This is a genomic window from Streptomyces sp. NPDC057950, assembly GCF_042887295.1.
GTDB lineage: Bacteria > Actinomycetota > Actinomycetes > Streptomycetales > Streptomycetaceae > Streptomyces > Streptomyces kaempferi.
In genome coordinates this window covers 49,136-66,320 of the sequence record NZ_JBHVPP010000019.1, presented here as the reverse complement: position 1 = coordinate 66,320, position 17,185 = coordinate 49,136, and the positions used below count along the sequence as shown (strand labels likewise).

Here is a 17,185-nt window from a genome sequence, read left to right as displayed (position 1 = left end):
ACGCGCCGGGGTCCGCGCCTTCGCCTTCGCCGTCGCCGTTCCCGAGTCCGCCGTTCCCGTTTGCGAGGCCCGCGGGCTAACCCAGTTGGGGCGGCAGCGGTGCTGCGTGGGTCACGATCAGCCCCGAGACCGCGCGGGTCAGCGCCACGTACAGACGGCGCAGCCCCGTCCGCTCGTCCGGTTCGCCGTCGACCACGGCCCGCGGCTCGTCCAGGACCACATAGTCGTACTCCAGGCCCTTGGCCAGGGAGGCGGGGACGAGCGTCAGCCGGGTGTCCGGGGTCGTCTCCTCGCCCGGACCGAGATACGTCAGACCGGCGGCGGCCAGCGCCTCGGCGAGCACCGGCACGCGGGCGTCGGCGGCGATGAGCCCGACCGAGCCCTCCTGGCGCAGCAACTCCTGGCAGGCGTCGACCACTTCGTGATCGGTGTCGGTGGCGCGCAGTTCGAAGAAGCCCGGGTTCTCGCGGACCGACGCCACCGGGGTCAGCCCCGGCGCGATGTGCGGCAGCAGCCGGGAGGCGTAGGCGATGACGTCGGTGGGGACGCGGAAGCCCGCCGTCAGCTCCTCGACGACGGCCTCCTCCTTGCCGAGGTGGGCGAGCGCCTCGCCCCAGCTCCGGGTGGCCCAGGGGGTGGTGCCCTGCGCGAGGTCGCCCAGCACGGTCGCCGACCCCGTCGTGCAGCGGCGGCCCACGGCGCGGTACTGCATCGGGGAGAGGTCCTGCGCCTCGTCGAGCACCACGTGTCCGAGGGAGTGCGTGCGCTGGACGAGGTCGGTCGCCTCGTCGATCAGCACCGTGTCCGCGGGGGACCACCTGGCGGCCTTCACCGACCGGGCCGGCTTCGCCCAGAGGATCTCCTTCTGCTCGTCCGCGCCGAGGACACCCTCGGCGTGCACGGCGAGGAAGTCCGCGTCGGCGAGCAGCCGCAGGACCAGCCGGGCCGGGTCGACGGGCGGCCAGATCGCCTTCACCGCCGCCTTCACCGCGCTGTCACGGGCGACGGCGTCCTGCACCCGGTCGTCCGGTGCCTCCCCGGCCCGCTCCATCTGCACCAGCACGGCGTGCGCGATCCGTTGCGGAAGGGCCTCGCGGGCGGCGCCGTACCGGATGTCGCGGTCCAGCAACTCCCTCACGATCTCCTCCAGTTCGTACGCCGGTACCCGCCAGCGCCGGGAGCCGCGCACCACGACGACCGGCTCGCCCGGCGGGGTCACGTGCGCGCGGACCGCGCGCCGCAGCACCTCGGCCATCCGCGCGTCGCCCTTGATGACGGCGGCGGTGGACGTGTCGGCCCCGCGCACCTCCACATGGGCGACGAGGTCGTCGACCGTGGCCTGCTTGACCTCCAGCTCGCCCAGGGCGGGCAGCACCTGCTCGATGTAGTGCAGGAACGACTTGTTCGGCCCGATGACGAGGGTGCCGGTGCGGGCCAGCCGCTCCCGGTGGGCGTAGAGGAGGTAGGCGACGCGGTGCAGGCCGACGGCGGTCTTCCCGGTGCCCGGCCCCCCTTGGACGCACACGCTTCCGCTCAGCCCGCTGCGGACGATCTCGTCCTGCTCGGGCTGGATGGTCGCCACGATGTCGCGCATCGGGCCGACGCGCGGCCGCTCGATCTCCTGCTGGAGCAGCTTGCTGGTGGCCGCGGTCTCGGAGGGGTCGGAGAGGTGCTCGTCCTCGTACGCCGTGAGGTCGCCGCCGGTGTATCCGAAGCGGCGGCGCAGCCCGACGTCCATCGGGTCCTTCTTCGAGGCCCGGTAGAACGGCTGCGACACCGGGGCACGCCAGTCGATGACCATGGGGTCGCCCTCGGCGTCGTGCACATGCCGCCGCCCGATGTAGAAGCGCTCGCCGTCCGCGCCTTCCGCCTTGTCGGCGCCGGGCGCGTGGAGATAGTCGAGGCGGCCGAAGAACAGCGGGGTGTGGCTGAGATCGGCCAGGGCCTTGATCCGCTCGTCCATCTGGCGCTGGAGCACCGCGGCGTTGACCCAGTTCGCGGTGACGTCGCGGATGTCGAGGTTCTCCACGTCCTCGCGCATCGCGCGCAGCGCCGCACGGGACTCCCCGAGGTGGGTCCGCTCGCGCAGCAGGGGGTCGTCCGGGGCGTCCGGGCCACGGTCGGTGGGGTCGGCGTGGGGGTCGGCGGGCGGGGTGGACACGGGGCTGCCTCCGGAGACCTGCGGCGTGACTGGATCCTGGATGTTCCTGGGGCCGGCCGGTTTCCGTCCGGGCGGCGGCACTCCGTCGAGGGAGGCGGGCAAGAGCGGAGATTCTAGGTCAGGGGGCGGGCACGGGCCAACCGGATTTCGTGGCGCCGCGGTGGCGCGGGTTCCACGTCGGCGGGGGCGCGGGTCCGCGGGTGTCAGGGTCGCGGACCCCGGATCCCTAGGGGTCGCCGTCCGTCGTGAGGCGGACCCACGGAGGCCCGCGGGTGTACGAGGGAGAGCCGAGGTTCGGTCCATGGACCGACGCCACAAGGGGCGGAGACTCCCATGATGGATACATGAGCGCAGCCACTTTCACCCCAGGTCCAGCCCAGCACGGTCCCGCCACCCGCGGCGCGACCGCCTTCTCCGCGGGCCGCCACCGCCACCTCCTCGGCGACGCCCTGCACGCCGTCAAGGTCTTCGCGGGCGCGGCCCTCGACGTGGTCGTCCTCGGCGAGTACGGCGAGGAGGCGGGCGTACGGCACCACTGAGCCGCGGCCACCGCCGCGGTCGTACGCCCCGCCCGGCGCGGTGAGCCGTACGCCGGAGCGAAGTGCCACGGCACTAGGGTCGCTCCGTGCTTCAGCGGAAAGTGATCACTCGCTCACCCACCGGAGCCGCCGTCGGCCGCCCGTTCGCGACTGCCGTCGCGGCCGCCCTGCTCGCCGTCTCCCTCGCCGCCTTCGCCGCGCTGTGCGTCCTCCAGCGCGCTCCCATGGCCGACGCGCTCGTCTACCGGGCCGAGGGCGCGGCCGTCGCGCACGGCACGGATCTCTACGGGTTCACCGTCACCGAGTGGCGGCTGCCCGCCACGTACCCGCCCTTCGCGGCGCTGCTGTTCGTCCCGGCCGCCTGGCTCGCCCCGCCCGCGCTGAAAGTGGCCTTCGTCCTCGGGAACGCGGTCCTGCTGGCCGTGCTCGTACGGCTCTCCTGCCGTCTAGCGGGCCTGGCCGCCCGGCTCCCCGCGGTCTGTGCCGCCACCGCGCTCGCCCTGTGGCTCGAACCCGTCTTCCAGAGCGTTCTTTTCGGCCAGGTCAATCTCGCCCTCGTCTGTCTGGTCCTGTGGGACCTGACCCGGCCGCCCGGCGCCCCCGGCAAGGGTGTCGCGGTCGGGATCGCGGCCGGGGTGAAACTGACGCCCGTCGCGTTCATCGCGTACCTGCTGTTCACGGGCCGCCGGCGGGAGGCGGGCACGGCCGCGGGCACCTTCGCCGGGACCGTGCTGCTGGGCGCGCTCGTGCTGCCCGCGGCGAGCGTGGATTTCTGGACCCGGCGGCTCTACGAGACCGGCCGCGTCGGCAAGCCGTGGATCGTCGACAACCAGTCGCTCCAGGGCCTGATCGCCCGCGCGCTGGGAGAGCCGTCCCCGGGCCCGGCCTGGGCCCTGCCGACCGCCGTCGTCGGCTGTGCGGGCCTCTGGCTGTCCTGCACCCGCACCGCCGCCGTCGCCACCACCGTCGCCTTCGCCACCACCGTCGCCTTCGCCGCCGCGGCGAAGAGCCCGCCCGCGGCGGAGAGCCCGCCCGCGGCGGAGAGCCCGCCCGCGGCGGAGAGCCCGCCCGCGGCGGAGAGCCCGCCCGTTGGGAAGATCCCGTACGCGGCTCGGGCTCGGCACCCTGACGAGGCTCCGTACCCGGAGGCCATGTGCCCGGCGAAGACCCCGCACGCCTCCATGCCCACCCCGGCCCCGCACGACTCAGAGGCCCCCCACGCCTCCAGGACCACGCCCGCGCCGGGGACTACGTCCGCGCCGGGGACCACGTCCGCGCCGGGGACCACCCCCGCGCCAGGGACAAAGCCCGCGCCGGGGAGGACCACCCCGGCGCCGGGGACCACCCCTGCGCCGGGGACCACCCCCGCGCCGAGGACCACCCCCGCGCCAGGGACCACCCCCGCGCCGAGGACCACCCCCGCGCCAAGGACCACGCCCGCGCCGGGGAGGACCACCCCCGCGCCAAGGACCACCCCCGCGCCAGGGACCACGCCCGGGCCGGGGACAAAGCCCGCGCCGGGGAGGACCACGCCCGCGCCAAGGACCACGTATGCACCAGCGGTCGCCCACGTGCCGGAGGTCACCTGCGCGTCACGGACCACCTACGCGTCGAAGACCACGTACGCCCCGGACCGCGCCCTCGCGTACGCCGGGCGGGCGGTCCCGCGCGCCGGGCGGTACGCCCCGGCCGCCGGTCCGCACCCCGACCGCTGGGGTGTGCTCGGCACCGCGTTCACGGCCCTGCTCGTCTCACCCGTCAGCTGGTCGCACCACTGGGTGTGGTGCGTGCCGCTGATCGCCGTGCTGTACGCCGGACACGGTCCGCGTCCGGCCGCCGCCGTCGCCGCGGTCTTCACGGCCCGCACCCTCTGGCTGATCCCGCACCAGGGCGACCTGGACCTCCGGCTCCCCTGGTGGCAGCAGCCGCTGGCCTCGCCGTACCCGCTGCTGGGGCTGCTGGTGCTGGCTCAGCTGTCGGCCAGCAGCTCGTCCGCGTCCAGGATCCGGTAGGCGTACCCCTGCTCCGCCAGGAACCGCTGCCGGTGGGCGGCGAAGTCCTGGTCGATGGTGTCGCGGGCGACGACCGAGTAGAAGTGGGCCTGGTGGCCGTCGGCCTTCGGACGCAACACCCGTCCCAGCCGCTGGGCCTCCTCCTGGCGCGAGCCGAAGGTGCCCGACACCTGGATGGCGACGGTCGCCTCCGGCAGGTCGATGGAGAAGTTGGCGACCTTCGACACCACGAGCACGCTGATCTCGCCCTCACGGAACGCGTCGAAGAGTTTCTCGCGCTGCGCGTTGCTCGTCTCGCCCTTGATGACCGGCGCGTCCAGATGCTCGCCCAGCTCGTCGAGCTGGTCGATGTACTGGCCGATCACCAGGATCTGCTGCCCGGCGAACTTCCGTACCAGCGCCTCCGTCACCTTCCGCTTGGTCGCGGTCGTCGCGCAGAAGCGGTACTTCTCCTCGGCCTCCGCGGTGGCGTACGCGAGCCGCTCGGAGTCGGTCAGATTGACCCGCACCTCCACACAGTCCGCGGGCGCGATGTACCCCTGCGCCTCGATCTCCTTCCACGGAGCGTCGAACCGCTTGGGTCCGATGAGCGAGAAGACGTCCGACTCGCGCCCGTCCTCACGGACCAGGGTGGCGGTCAGACCCAGCCGGCGCCGCGCCTGCAGATCGGCGGTGAACTTGAAGACCGGCGCGGGAAGCAGGTGCACCTCGTCGTAGACGATCAGACCCCAGTCGCGGGAGTCGAAGAGTTCGAGGTGTGGATAGACGCCCTTCCGCTTCGTCGTCAGCACCTGGTACGTCGCGATGGTGACCGGGCGGATCTCCTTGCGCGTCCCGCTGTACTCGCCGATCTCGTCCTCGGTCAGCGAGGTGCGCTTCACCAGCTCGTGCTTCCACTGCCGGGCGGAGACGGTGTTGGTGACGAGGATGAGGGTGGTGGCCTTGGCCTGTGCCATGGCCCCCGCGCCGACGAGCGTCTTGCCGGCGCCGCAGGGCAGCACCACGACACCGGACCCGCCGTGCCAGAAGTTCTCCACGGCCTGGTTCTGGTACGGCCGCAGCGCCCACCCGTCCTCGGCCAGCTCGATGGGATGCGCCTCGCCGTCCACGTACCCGGCGAGGTCCTCGGCCGGCCAGCCCAGCTTCAGCAGCGTCTGCTTGATCTGCCCGCGCTCGGAGGGGTGCACGGCCACGGTGTCGGGGTCGATCCGGGCGCCGACCAGCGGCGCGATCCGCTTCGACCGCAGCACCTCTTCGAGAACGGGCCGGTCGGTGCTGGTCAGGACGAGCCCGTGCGCCGGGTGCTTGCTCAGCGTGAGCCGGCCGTAGCGGTCCATCGTCTCGGCGATGTCGACGAGCAGCGCGTGCGGCACCGGGTAGCGGCTGAACTCGACGAGGGCGTCGACGACCTGTTCGGCGTCGTGCCCCGCGGCCCGCGCGTTCCACAGCCCGAGCGGCGTCACCCGGTAGGTGTGGATGTGCTCGGGCGCCCGCTCCAGCTCCGCGAACGGCGCGATGACCCGGCGACAGGCGTCTGCCTGCTCGTGGTCGACCTCCAGGAGCAGGGTCTTGTCGGACTGGACGATGAGGGGACCGTTCACGTACGTACCTATCCCTTCCGTGCGGCCAAACCTCAAGTGTGCCTTACGAACGGGTGATCACCGCTGGTCGTCCGCCAGTTCCGCGACCCCCGTGACGCGGTGCAGCGGATAGGTGCGGACCTCGTCGGCCGTGTGGTCGTACGCCGTCACGAAGCCGCCCTCGACGCGGATCGGGGCGATCACGCGCTGGCTGGCGGCGCCCTCCGCGTTGACGTAGCCGATCCACACGGTCCCGCCGGTCATGACGGCGGCCTGCATGGTGGCGAGGGTCTCGGCGGAGCCGGTGCGGGGCAGCTCACCGGTGCCCGGCAGATCGGCCCGAGCGCCCTTGCGCGGGCTCGTGGAGGCCAGGTCACCCGCGCGGATGGCACGAATCGCGGCGCCCAGGAGGGTGGCGTCGGGCACCGGCGGGCCGTCCGGGACGGGCTCGGGGGCGGAACGCGGCGGGGTGCGGTGGGCGTGCGCGCGGGTGATCAGCACGTCCCCCTCGGCGGACTCGGCGGCCGGCGCGAAACCCATGGAGCGCAGACCCTCCAGGAGGGCGGCCGGGTCGGCCTGCGCGGCGAGCACGGTGGGCGCGAGGCGCCTGAGCCGCAGCCCCTGGGAGCGCTTGTCGGCGAGGATCTCGTTCAGCAGGGCGTCGTCGTCGCAGCGGACGTACGCCGACGCCGCCCCGATCCGCAGATGGCCGTGCCTGCGGGCCACGTCGTCGATCAGATAGCTGAGCGGCTGCGGGACCGGGGTGCGGGAGTGCGCCGTGAGGAAGGCGTGCAGGTCGGAGGCCGAACGGCCCGCGTCCAGGGCCCGCCGTACCGATCCCGGGGTGAAACGGTAGACCGTCGCCCCGCCCTTCGACTCGACGTCCGCGAGCACACCCAGGGATTCGGCCAGGGGGCGCTCCAGGGGGCCGGGGGCGACAGCGGTCAGGTCGGCCTGGAGGAGGACGTGGTCCAGGGGCTCGGGGAGCAGCGGCCCGAGGATCCGGGCGGCCTGTGCGGAGGCGGCGGCCCGTTCGGCCGGGGTCCGCGGGAGAGGGGCGGCCGGCTCGGCGGCGGCGCGGTGGTGCCTGTGCACGGGAAGCCTGGCCCCTGCCCCGGCGCCTCTTCCGGCACTCGCGCCCACGGACCCGGACCCGGACCCGGACGCGGTGTCGTGGGCCGGCGCCGGCGGCAACCCCAGCAGGGCCCGCCCCTGCGCCGACAGCGCGCCTCGGCCGGTGACCCCCAGCAGCTCCGCCTCGGACAGGGTCCAGCGGGCCAGCCGGCCCCGCAGGTCGTCGCCGGCGGCGGTCCGGGGGCCGCGCGGGGGACGCTCCCAGTGGAGCCGGGCGATGACGGAGTCCGGGACGGCGGAGGAGCCCTCCGGCAGACCGGCGAGGAGGGTGAGGACACGGTGGCGGACCTCGGGGGCCGCGGAGCGGTCCAGACCCGGCCCCAGCGCCGACAACGTACGGTCCTTCGCGTCCCGCCCGCCGACCAGGCCCGCCGTGCGGGTCGCGGCCAGCCACGCCGAGGCGAGGAGGGCCCAGCGTTCACCGGAGGGCAGCTCGAGCCACTCGTCGTAACCGGGCGTCGCCGCGTACCGTTCGTCGGCCTCGCCGTCCGTGGCCAGCAGCCCGGCCGCGTAGGCCAGCTCGACCCAGAACGCGGCCACCGGTTCCGCCACGTCCAGGGCGACCGCCGTCCGCTTCAGGTCCCGCACGCTCAGACCGCCGGCGCGCAGCACGGACGGGCCGCCCTCGTGCCAGTCCTTGAGCAGTTCCTCGACGGTGGCGAGCGCGGTGTAGGCCTGGCCGGCGGCGGTCGTGTCCACCATCTGCGGACGGTGCGTCCTGGCCTGCTCGAGGGCCGGTGCCACCGGGTCCGTCTCCCGGTGCGCGCGGCCCGCCCGCAGGTGCAGGGCCACTTCACGGGGCAGCACGACCGTGCCGGGCGCCGTCGGCAGCAGCAGCGCGCGGTCGATCAACCAGCGCAGATGACGCGCCGGATCGGCCGTCACCTGGCCGTACGGCGGCCCCCACACCAGCCGTGACAGCACCTCCAGCGACTCGGCGGGCGCGGTGTCGAGGAGCGCCGGCATCCGCTTGCGGTCGGTGAACAGGGCGGTCAGCGAGGCCACCGCGGAGACGGAGTCGTGGGTGGTCGGCAGACCGCAGGCGGCCACGATCTCCTGGATACGGCCCGGGGACATGCCCGCCGTGGCCTCGGCGACCGTCGGGCCGAGGCCGGTGGGGGAGGGGTGCTGGGCGGCCGGGGCGAGCAGCTCGCGTGCCGTGCGCACGAGCCGGAGGCGGTCGTCGGTGCCCCAGACGAGGGCCTGTTCGCGCAGGGTGGCGAGCGCGTGCGGGAACGCTGCCGTGACCGCCGGGTCGCGGTCGTCCCCCGCCATCAGGCCCATCAGTTCGTCGTACGTCGCCGGGTCCGACGCCACCGCCAGGGCCTCCGCCGTCTGCAGGGCGAACCGGTCCAGGCGCTCCAGGGCGCGGACGACCGAGGCGCGGGTGGCGGCGCGGGTGGCGAGCTGCGTCAGGTCGGTGGGGACGGGGGTGATGAGATCCGGGCGGATGCGAAGGAGGGTCGACAGGGAGGTGTCGTCCCTCGTGCGGAGGGCTTCCGCCAGTGAGCGCGGCGGGGTGCCCGCCGGGGCGGGGTCCGGGTCGCGCTGCTCCTCTGTCCTCATCCGCTCAACGGTAGTGGTTCCGCGCCCCCGCCGCCCCTACCCGACCCGTCCCGTCGTCTGGGCTCGGCCCCGGACCCCGCCGAGGGGCTGCGCCCCCTGGACCCCCGCATCGCCCGAAGGGCTCGTCCTCAATCGCCGGAAGGGCTGAAAGACATGGCCCCGGGCGCCGGCCTTCCAGCACTCTTTCGGCGCGGGCCCGCACCCGCGGCCCGTCCGGCGCTTGCGGACGAGGCCGTCCAGGCCGATGCGGGGGGGGGTCCGGGGGCGGCAGCACCCGGGAGCGGGGCCCGACGCGGTACCGTCGGTGGCCACGGGGTATTCAACGCACGCGCCCCGGAGGGGACTTCGTGGGGATTGAGAGCGACCAGCTCGTATTCGACTATCTGAGCCGCGTCGGCGACCTGGCCCAGCAGCGCCAGCTGCCCTCGGCCACCCGTATGCGACTCGTCTCGGAGCTGCGCAACGAGATCGACCGCCGCCGGTCGAAGGCGCCCGTCGACAACCCGGCCGCCGTCCGCCGCATCCTCTCCCGCCTGGGCACACCGGACGAGATCGTCACGTCGGCCCGTCAGGGCGCGTCCGAGCCGGGCGCGGACACCCCGGCCGCCGTGCCCACCCAGCGCGACGGTGGGCCGCAGGCCCGCCCCAAGGGTCTGCGCAGGGGCGTCCCGAGGCCGCGTCGCACCTCCGACGAGGACGGTCTTGAGGCCGCCACCGGCGACCACCTCGCGCCGCCCCACCACGCCGGCTCCTACGAACCGGGCGACGCCTCCGCCCCGGCGGACTGGTGGCGGGTGGACGGCGACCCGCTCGGACTCGGGGACGACGTGCCGGGTTTCGTCGGCGGTGTGGAGATCCCCGGACTGCTCCGGCCACTGCCCAGGCCCCGGAAAGCCGATCCCGGCACCGATGCCGAAGCCGATGCCGGCGTCGAAGCGGACGCCGATTCCGGTGAAGAGGCGTCCCCCGCACCGAAACCGGCCCCGTCGTGGCGCCGGTGGAGAGGACGGGCGAAACCGGTGCGGACGACGAGCGGGCCCAAAGCCGGGAAGGCCGTCCCCGGCACCGGGGACGAGGGCCGAACGCCCCGGGTGCGGCTCCCCCGCGCGCGTACGTGGAGCAACCCGCTGCTCCTGCTCGCCGCGGTCCTCCTCGTCGCGGGTGCCGCCCTCGGCAACTGGTTCGCGCTCGGGCTCGGCTGGCTCATCGCGTACGCGTCCCGCCGGCTGAGCCCGCACGAGTCGAAGTGGGCCGTCCTCGGCATGCCGGGTCTGGTGGCCGTGGCGGGCATCGTCTGGCTGTGGGGCCGTACGGACGGCCGCTGGGGCGAGCCGATCGCCGAGGGCCACATGAACGAGGCGCTCGCGGACACCTGGCCGTGGGTGGTGCGCGGCGCGGCGGTCGCCTCGGCGCTGTACCTGGTGTGGCGCTCCCAGCGCCGCCGCTGACGGACCCCGGACCCCGGCCCGGACCGCCCCGTGCCCGCCCTGGGCACAATGGTCCATATGCATATCGCACCGATGCCCTCGCGCGGGCTGACCGTCGGCTTCGACCTCGACATGACCCTGATCGACTCCCGCCCCGGCATCCACGCCTGCTACCAGGCGCTCTCGGCACGCACGGACACGTACATCGACTGCGACCTCGTCGTCACCCGGCTCGGGCCGCCGCTCGAGGAGGAACTCGTCAACTGGTTCCCGGCGGAGCGGGTCCCGGCCGTCGCCGACCTCTACCGCGAGCTGTATCCCGCCTACGCCATCACCGGCACGCTCGCCATGCCGGGTGCCCATGAGGCCGTCGAGGCGGTGCGGGCGGCGGGCGGCCGTGCCGTCGTCGTCACGGCGAAGTGGGAGCCCAACGCCAAGCTGCACCTCAAGCACCTGGGGATCGGCGCGGACGCGGTCGTCGGCAACCTGTGGGCCGAGCGGAAGGCGGAGGCCCTGCGCGAGCACGGCGCGAGCGTGTACGTCGGTGACCACACCGGCGACGTCCGCGGCGCGCGCACCGCGGACGCGTACTCCGTCGCCGTGGCCACGGGGCCGTGCGACGCGGCGCAGCTGCGCGCGGCGGGCGCGGACGTCGTCCTCACCGACCTGACGCAGTTCCCGGCGTGGCTGGGCGGCTACCGCGAGGCCGCGCCCGCCTGAACCGCGCGGGCCCGGCGGCGGCCGGCCGCGACCGACCGGAACACCCCGGCTCCGGCGATCAGAAAACCGACGCCCATGAGCATGCTCAGGCCGAACATGTAAGTCGGAAAGGGTTTGGTGTCGAGAAGCAGTGGGGTCACGGTGACGAGTGTGGCCACGGCACCGGCAAAGAACACGAGAGCACCGGCGCGGATCAGCCGGTCACCCGGTTCCGCGGAATTCGGTTGGGTTTTGTCACGCACCGGACCAGGGTAGTTCCCAGCGCGAAGGAACAGTCAGGCGACGTCTTGTCAGTGGCCCCCGGACCATTAGCCTTGGTACCGGCGGGTCGGACGGCCCGCCGCAGTGCTGTCCGGAGCGGTTTCCCGATGGTTGCCCGAAGTTGCCGGAGCAACTTCCGACGTAAGTGCCCGAGCAGTTTTCAGAGCGGTTCCCGACGAGTACGAGGACGAGGACAGACGTGCCTACCGGCCAGGTCAAGTGGTTCAACAGTGAGAAGGGCTTCGGCTTTCTCTCCCGCGACGACGGCGGCGACGTCTTCGTCCACTCCTCGGTCCTGCCCGCCGGAGTCGATGCTCTCAAGCCGGGCCAGCGTGTGGAGTTCGGCGTCGTCGCCGGTCAGCGCGGCGACCAGGCGCTCTCGGTGACCATCCTGGACCCCACCCCCTCCGTCGCGGCCGCCCAGCGCCGCAAGCCGGACGAACTGGCCTCCATCGTGCAGGACCTGACGACCCTCCTCGAGAACATCACACCGATGCTGGAGCGGGGCCGTTACCCGGAGAAGACCTCCGGGAAGAAGATCGCGGGCCTGCTGCGGGCGGTCGCCGACCAACTCGACGTGTAGCCCCCCGGCCACGGGAGGCTCCCGGCGGCTCGAACGCCGGGCTACGGGAATCGCAGCGCGTCCGGGCCGAGGGGCGGCACCAGTCCCTCGGCCGCGGCGCGCGTGAGCAGGCCGCGGACCGCCGCGTAGCCGTCCTCTCCGAGGTCGGCGGTGAACTCGTTGACGTACAGGCCGATGTGCTGGTCGGCGACTGCGGGGTCCATCTCCTGGGCGTGCGCGAGGACGTACGGGCGGGAGGCCTCGGGGTCGTCCCAGGCGGCACGGACGGAGGCGCGGGTCGCGGTGGCGAGCTCGGTCAGGCGCTCCTGTCCCAGCGAGCGCCTGGCGATGATCGCGCCGAGCGGGATGGGCAGCCCGGTCGTCAGCTCCCAGTGCTCGCCCAGGTCGGCGAGCTTGTGCAGCCCGTAGTTCTGGTACGTGAAACGGGCTTCGTGGATGACGAGTCCGGCGTCCACCTTCCCGTCCCGCACGGCGGGCATGATCTCGTGGAACGGCATCACGACGATCTCGCCCACGCCGCCCGGTACCGTGTCCGCCGCCCACAGACGGAAGAGCAGGTACGCCGTCGACGTCTCGCTGGGCACGGCGACCGTACGGCCCGCCAGGTCGGCCCCCGCCTCCCGGGTCAGCACCAGCGGGCCGCAGCCCCGGCCCAGCGCGCCGCCGCAGGGCAGCAGCGCGTACTCGTCGAGGACGTACGGCAGCACGGCGTACGACACCTTCAGTACGTCGGACTCGCCGCGCTCGGCCATGCCGTTGGTGATGTCGATGTCCGCGAACGTCACGTCGAGGGCGGGCGCGCCGGGGACGCGGCCGTGGGCCCAGGCGTCGAAGACGAAGGTGTCGTTCGGGCAGGGCGAGTACGCGATCCGCAGCGGCTCGGGCAGTTTCTCAGGGCTCATGTGGGTTCCAACTCTCCAGGACGGGCGGGAGCTTCCCGAAACCCTCGGTGAGGGCCGCGAGAGCCTCGCCGATGCGCCAGGTGGCGCGGTCGCGCGGGCCGACGGCGTTCGACACCGCGCGCAGCTCCAGTACGGGCACGCCGTGGGCGGCGGCGGCTTCACCCACGCCGAATCCCTCCATGGCCTCGGCGAGGGCGCGGGGGTGCCGGGCGCGCAGTGCGGCGGCGCGTTCGGCGGTGCCGGTCACGGTGGACACGGTCAGTACGGTCCCGGCGCGTGCGCCGGTGACGGCCACGAGCTCCCGTACGAGTGCTTCGGGCGGACGGTGAGTGACGGTGCCGAAGCCGAGTTCCGTCACCGGGAGGAACCCGTCCGGGGTCTCGGCACCCAGGTCCGCGGCGGTGATCTCGTCGGCGAGGACGAGCGATCCGACGGGCGCGTCCGGCTGGAAACCGCCGCCGATCCCGGTGGAGACGACCAGGTCGTAGGGGGCGCCTTCGAGGGCGCCCGCGGTGAGCGCGGCGGCGACGGAGGCGGCGGCGAGGGCGGGTCCGACACCCGCGGCCAGCAGATCGAGGGTCGGCCCGTCGGCGGGACCGGCGCCGGGCGGCGGGACGGCGGAGGCGAGGCGCAGCCGGTGCAGGGTCACCCCGGGGAGCCGCACCTCATGGTGCGGGCCCGTGAACGCCCCGGCCACCGCGTCCCGTTCGACCGGAACCGCGGCGGCCACCAGCACCTTCGGCCCTGCGGCAGCGATCAGGCGTCCTTCTTGAGCTTGAACGACCACAGTCCGGTCACCGTCTTGTCGCCCTCCTTGATGGAGACGAGCGTGGAGTTGCCGCTGGCTCCGTACTGGGCGTTGAAGAACACGCTTCCCGGAATCGTCCGGTAGGTCTTCTTGCTGGAGTCGGTCAGCGGCTGACCGTTCATCAGGATCGTCCAGCCGTTGTCCGCGATCTTCGGGTCCACGCCGAACCGCACGGTGTCGTCGGGGTCGACCTTGATGGACTTGATGTCCTTGGCCTTGAGGCACTTGGCCAGGTCCGCGCTGCTCACCGCCTTGCCGTCGTTGTAGCAGTCGGTCTCGGAGCTCACCGAGCTCTTGCCGACCGTGATCGTGGCCAGCGGCGTCGGCTTGTCACAGGCGGACAGGACGAGAAGTCCGGCGGAAACGGCGCCGAGAGCGGCAACGGCGCGACGGTGATGTCCATTGGCGGCTCTGCCGCGGGGCAGGGAGGTCATGGCCGAAGGCTATCGGGCACGTCCACCGCTCTCCCCACGTGGGGTACGGCGTGCCGCAGTCATGCCACGCGTGGCCGCGCCGTGCCTCCGTGCCGGGCCGCGCCGATCAGCCCCCGGACGGTGGTGAGCCACCCGACGGCGACGATCGCGGCGGCCACGGCGAGGCCCAGCGTGCCGTTGAGGGGCAGCACGATGCCGATCGCGCCGCCGAACACCCAGGCCACCTGCAGCAGCGTCTCGGAGCGCGCGAAGGCGGAGGTCCGTACGAGTTCGGGCACGTCCCGCTGGATCAGCGCGTCCAGGGACAGTTTGGCGAGCGCCTGCGAGAACCCGGCGACCGCCGTCAGGCAGGCCACCAGGACGGCCCCGAAGAAGACGGCGGCGGTGATCGCGGCGCCCAGTACGCACGCCACGACGGTCACGATGATGATCTCGGGGGCGCGGGATTTCAGCCAGGCGCCGACCGCGGTGCCGAGCGCGTTGCCCGCGCCGGCCGACACGCCGACGATCCCGAGCGAGACGGCCGCGCTCTCGCCGGTGAGCGGGTGCTCGCGCAGCAGGAAGGCGAGGAAGAAGATCAGGAAGCCGGAGAGGCAGCGCAGGGCGGCGTTGGCGGCGAGGGCGTGGGTGACCGCCGTACCGACGGTGCGCAGCCCGGGTCGCGGTGTCCTCTCCCGTCGCGGCCCGCGCACGTGTTCCTCGTCCGCGGCCAGCAGCGCCCGGTCCTCGCCCTTGGCCGAGTCGACCTTCGGCGGCAGGGTGAACGACAGGAACGTCCCCGCGACGAAGATCGCGAAGGCGCCGTAGAGGGGATAGCGCGGACCGAGGGCCTGCAGCCCCGCTCCGACGGGCGCGGCGACGCCGGTGGCGAGCAGTCCGCCCAGGGTGACCCGCGAATTGGCCTTCACCAGGGAGAAGCCGGGCGGGAGCAGCCGGGGTACGACGGCGCTGCGCACCACCCCGTACGCCTTGGACGCGACGAGCACCCCGAGCGCGGCGGGATACAGCTCGAGGCTGCCGCTGGCGACCGCGCCCGACAGCAGCAGGGCGAGCATCGCGCGGGCGAGCATCGCGCCGGCCATCGCGGCCCGGCGGCCGTGCGGCAGGCGGTCCAGGAGGGGGCCGATCACCGGGGCGAGGAGGGTGAAGGGCGCCATGGTGATGGCGAGGTAGAGGGCGACGCGGCCGCGGGCCTCGTCGGTGGGCACGGAGAAGAAGACGGTGGAGGCGAGGGCGATGGTGATCATGACGTCGCCGGCGCCGTTGACCGCGTGGAGTTCGATCAGTTTGCCGAGGCCGGACTCACCCGCCCCGTGGGCGTGCGTCGCCTTGCGGATTCCGCGGGCCGTGCCGGTGAACGGGAAGTGCAGGGCACGGCCGACCGCGCGGACGGACCCGCTCATCCGGCCCGGCCCGCCCCTTCGGATGCTCCCCTTGGCGCCGCCGATTCCGGCGGTTCCCTGGGACGACCTCGCGGCTGCCACTCCGCAATAGTGCCCCGAGAAGGGCGTGGGTAGTGCGGTTACCACGCGTATAGGGGCCGAGTGGCGCCGGTGCGGGCCCCCGCCGGTCCGCCGTGAAGGGGCCGTGGGCGTTTTTCGGCCGACCGGGAGCGACGCGGTGGGGCCCCTTCCGGTCCGGCCGAGAAGGGGCGGACGGTGGGAAAACGCCTCCTCGCGGCGACGAAGAACACCGGCTCGGAGTGCGGAAGCGCCCCGCCGGTGTGGGCCCAGGGCTCAGGAGAAGGTAGCGTGCGTAACGCGCCTGCGGCGGTTGTTCTCGGCCGCGCGCCTCTCGGTCATCCCGCAGAATGGATGACGTAGGTGCGCCCGAGCGCGATCGGGCGCGGACGTCGACGCGGCCCACCGGTCCGCTCCGTCCGCACCGCCGCCGAGGAAGGGCGCACCCGTGAGACGGCGTAGGAGAGAAGCGATACCTGTGAGCGCAGCGACCACGCGAAGCCGCACCCCCGACCGTCTGTGCGCCGAGGCCGTCGACCTCGCGCGCACCGCCGCCGAGGAGGCAGCCGCCCCCGGCGTCGTCGGTGAACATGTGGGGGTGGTCTCCGAGGGGGACCGTGTCGTCACGCACTACTTCGAGTGCAAGGAGTTCGGCTACCGGGGCTGGCGCTGGGCGGTGACGGTCGCCCGTGCCTCCCGGGCGAAGATCGTCACCCTGGACGAGACGGTGCTGCTGCCCGGCTCGGACGCCCTTCTCGCGCCCGAGTGGGTGCCGTGGAGCGAGCGGCTGCGGCCCGGTGACATGGGCCCCGGTGACCTGCTGCCCACGGACGCCGAGGATCTGCGGCTCGAGCCCGGTTTCTCCGGTGAGGACGAGCCCGCGCCGAACTCCGCCGTCTCGCAGGACATGGCCGAGCTGGTGGAGGCGGAGGACGCGGAGGTGACGGCGGGCGTGCCCGCGCACCTTCCGTTCGCGCCGCGCCGCGGTTCGATCGCGGCGGTGGCGGAGGAGCTCGGACTGCGCCGGGCGCGGGTGCTCTCCCGGTACGGGCTGCATGTCGCGGCCGACCGGTGGGAGGAGTCGTACGGGCCCAAGACGGCGATGGCGCAGGCGGCGCCCGCGTCGTGCGTCAGCTGCGGCTTCCTGAATCCGATCGGGGGCTCGCTCGGGCAGGCGTTCGGTGTCTGTGCGAATGAGTTCTCGCCGGCGGACGGGCGGGTCGTGGCGCTCTCGTACGGGTGCGGGGGGCACTCCGAGGCCGCGGTCATGCCGGCGCCGCCGCGGCCGGCGCCGCCGGTGATCGACGAGACCCGGGTCGATCCCTTCCCGCTCCGGCCCTCGCCGGATTCCGGTTCGGTCTCGATCACCCCGGACGAGCCGTCGTCCGAACTGGGCCACTCGTGACCCCGGTGTCCCGTCTCCGGGGGCTGCCGCCCCCGGACCCCCGCTTCGGCCTGAACGGCCTCGTCCTCAAACGCCGGACGGGCTGAAACCCCCGCCCACCCCGACGAACGCCCTCCGAGAGGCGCGGCACCGCCGTGGGACGCCCCGCGAAGGGGCGCGGGGAACTGCGCACCCGGCCCCCACGGCCCGCGGT

13 protein-coding genes and 1 pseudogene are annotated in these 17,185 nt (G+C 73.8%); 6 read left to right on the top strand and 8 right to left on the bottom strand.

The features are described from left to right. Positions 1–76: 76 nt before the first annotated feature. On the bottom strand, positions 77–2,161 hold the full coding sequence (locus ACFVTC_RS28620) for a HelD family protein (protein ID WP_390131387.1): 2,085 nt from the start codon (positions 2,159–2,161) through the stop codon (positions 77–79). A 344-nt stretch (positions 2,162–2,505) separates the two neighbouring features. On the opposite strand from ACFVTC_RS28620, the gene ACFVTC_RS28615 reads away from it, so the two are divergent. Both ACFVTC_RS28615 and ACFVTC_RS28610 read left to right on the top strand, forming a co-directional pair. Continuing rightward, positions 2,506–2,700 (top strand): hypothetical protein, encoded by a 195-nt coding sequence (locus tag ACFVTC_RS28615; RefSeq protein ID WP_390131386.1) that lies wholly within the window; start codon positions 2,506–2,508, stop codon positions 2,698–2,700. Positions 2,701–2,867: 167 nt separating this feature from the next. Next, a pseudogene (locus tag ACFVTC_RS28610) lies at positions 2,868–3,713 on the top strand (glycosyltransferase 87 family protein); the annotation flags it as partial. Positions 3,714–4,669: 956 nt separating this feature from the next. Here ACFVTC_RS28610 and ACFVTC_RS28605 read toward each other — a convergent pair. Together ACFVTC_RS28605 and ACFVTC_RS28600 are read right to left on the bottom strand one after the other, a co-directional pair. Further along, positions 4,670–6,313: a DNA repair helicase XPB gene (locus ACFVTC_RS28605; RefSeq protein ID WP_266699937.1), complete on the bottom strand. Its 1,644-nt coding sequence runs from the start codon at positions 6,311–6,313 to the stop codon at positions 4,670–4,672. A 57-nt stretch (positions 6,314–6,370) separates the two neighbouring features. Next, positions 6,371–8,992: a helicase-associated domain-containing protein gene (locus ACFVTC_RS28600; RefSeq protein ID WP_390131385.1), complete on the bottom strand. Its 2,622-nt coding sequence runs from the start codon at positions 8,990–8,992 to the stop codon at positions 6,371–6,373. 347 nt (positions 8,993–9,339) lie between these two features. On the opposite strand from ACFVTC_RS28600, the gene ACFVTC_RS28595 reads away from it, so the two are divergent. Next, positions 9,340–10,440 (top strand): hypothetical protein, encoded by a 1,101-nt coding sequence (locus ACFVTC_RS28595; protein WP_390131384.1) that lies wholly within the window; start codon positions 9,340–9,342, stop codon positions 10,438–10,440. A gap of 72 nt (positions 10,441–10,512) precedes the next feature. Next, positions 10,513–11,139, top strand: a complete 627-nt coding sequence (locus ACFVTC_RS28590; protein WP_390131514.1) for an HAD family hydrolase — start codon at positions 10,513–10,515, stop codon at positions 11,137–11,139. On the opposite strand, the gene ACFVTC_RS28585 is transcribed toward ACFVTC_RS28590, so the two are convergent. Beyond that, positions 11,115–11,381 (bottom strand): hypothetical protein, encoded by a 267-nt coding sequence (locus ACFVTC_RS28585; protein WP_390131383.1) that lies wholly within the window; start codon positions 11,379–11,381, stop codon positions 11,115–11,117. The two genes, ACFVTC_RS28590 and ACFVTC_RS28585, sit on opposite strands and share 25 nt — an antisense overlap. Positions 11,382–11,599: 218 nt before the next feature. Between ACFVTC_RS28585 and ACFVTC_RS28580 the strand changes: the two genes are divergently transcribed. Then, positions 11,600–11,983 (top strand): cold-shock protein, encoded by a 384-nt coding sequence (locus ACFVTC_RS28580; RefSeq protein ID WP_153289949.1) that lies wholly within the window; start codon positions 11,600–11,602, stop codon positions 11,981–11,983. A gap of 41 nt (positions 11,984–12,024) precedes the next feature. Here ACFVTC_RS28580 and ACFVTC_RS28575 read toward each other — a convergent pair whose 3' ends face one another. From ACFVTC_RS28575 to ACFVTC_RS28560, 4 genes are read right to left on the bottom strand one after another with little or no spacing between them, the layout of a single operon-like run. After that, complete coding sequence (locus ACFVTC_RS28575) at positions 12,025–12,885, bottom strand: 1,4-dihydroxy-6-naphthoate synthase (protein WP_390131382.1); 861 nt, start codon at positions 12,883–12,885, stop codon at positions 12,025–12,027. Further along, positions 12,875–13,615: a futalosine hydrolase gene (locus ACFVTC_RS28570; protein ID WP_390131381.1), complete on the bottom strand. Its 741-nt coding sequence runs from the start codon at positions 13,613–13,615 to the stop codon at positions 12,875–12,877. The genes ACFVTC_RS28575 and ACFVTC_RS28570 overlap by 11 nt, the downstream gene beginning before the upstream one ends. Before the next feature lie 26 nt (positions 13,616–13,641). After that, the gene (locus ACFVTC_RS28565) at positions 13,642–14,127 is read right to left on the bottom strand and encodes a DUF2771 domain-containing protein (protein ID WP_168528702.1); all 486 of its coding nucleotides are present in this window, start codon (positions 14,125–14,127) and stop codon (positions 13,642–13,644) included. 59 nt (positions 14,128–14,186) lie between these two features. After that, a complete protein-coding gene (locus tag ACFVTC_RS28560; protein ID WP_390131380.1) occupies positions 14,187–15,611 on the bottom strand; it encodes an MFS transporter in 1,425 nt (474 codons plus the stop codon). Positions 15,612–16,065: 454 nt separating this feature from the next. Between ACFVTC_RS28560 and ACFVTC_RS28555 the strand changes: the two genes are divergently transcribed. Continuing rightward, positions 16,066–16,992: a DUF3027 domain-containing protein gene (locus ACFVTC_RS28555; protein ID WP_168528700.1), complete on the top strand. Its 927-nt coding sequence runs from the start codon at positions 16,066–16,068 to the stop codon at positions 16,990–16,992. Positions 16,993–17,185: the final 193 nt, after the last annotated feature.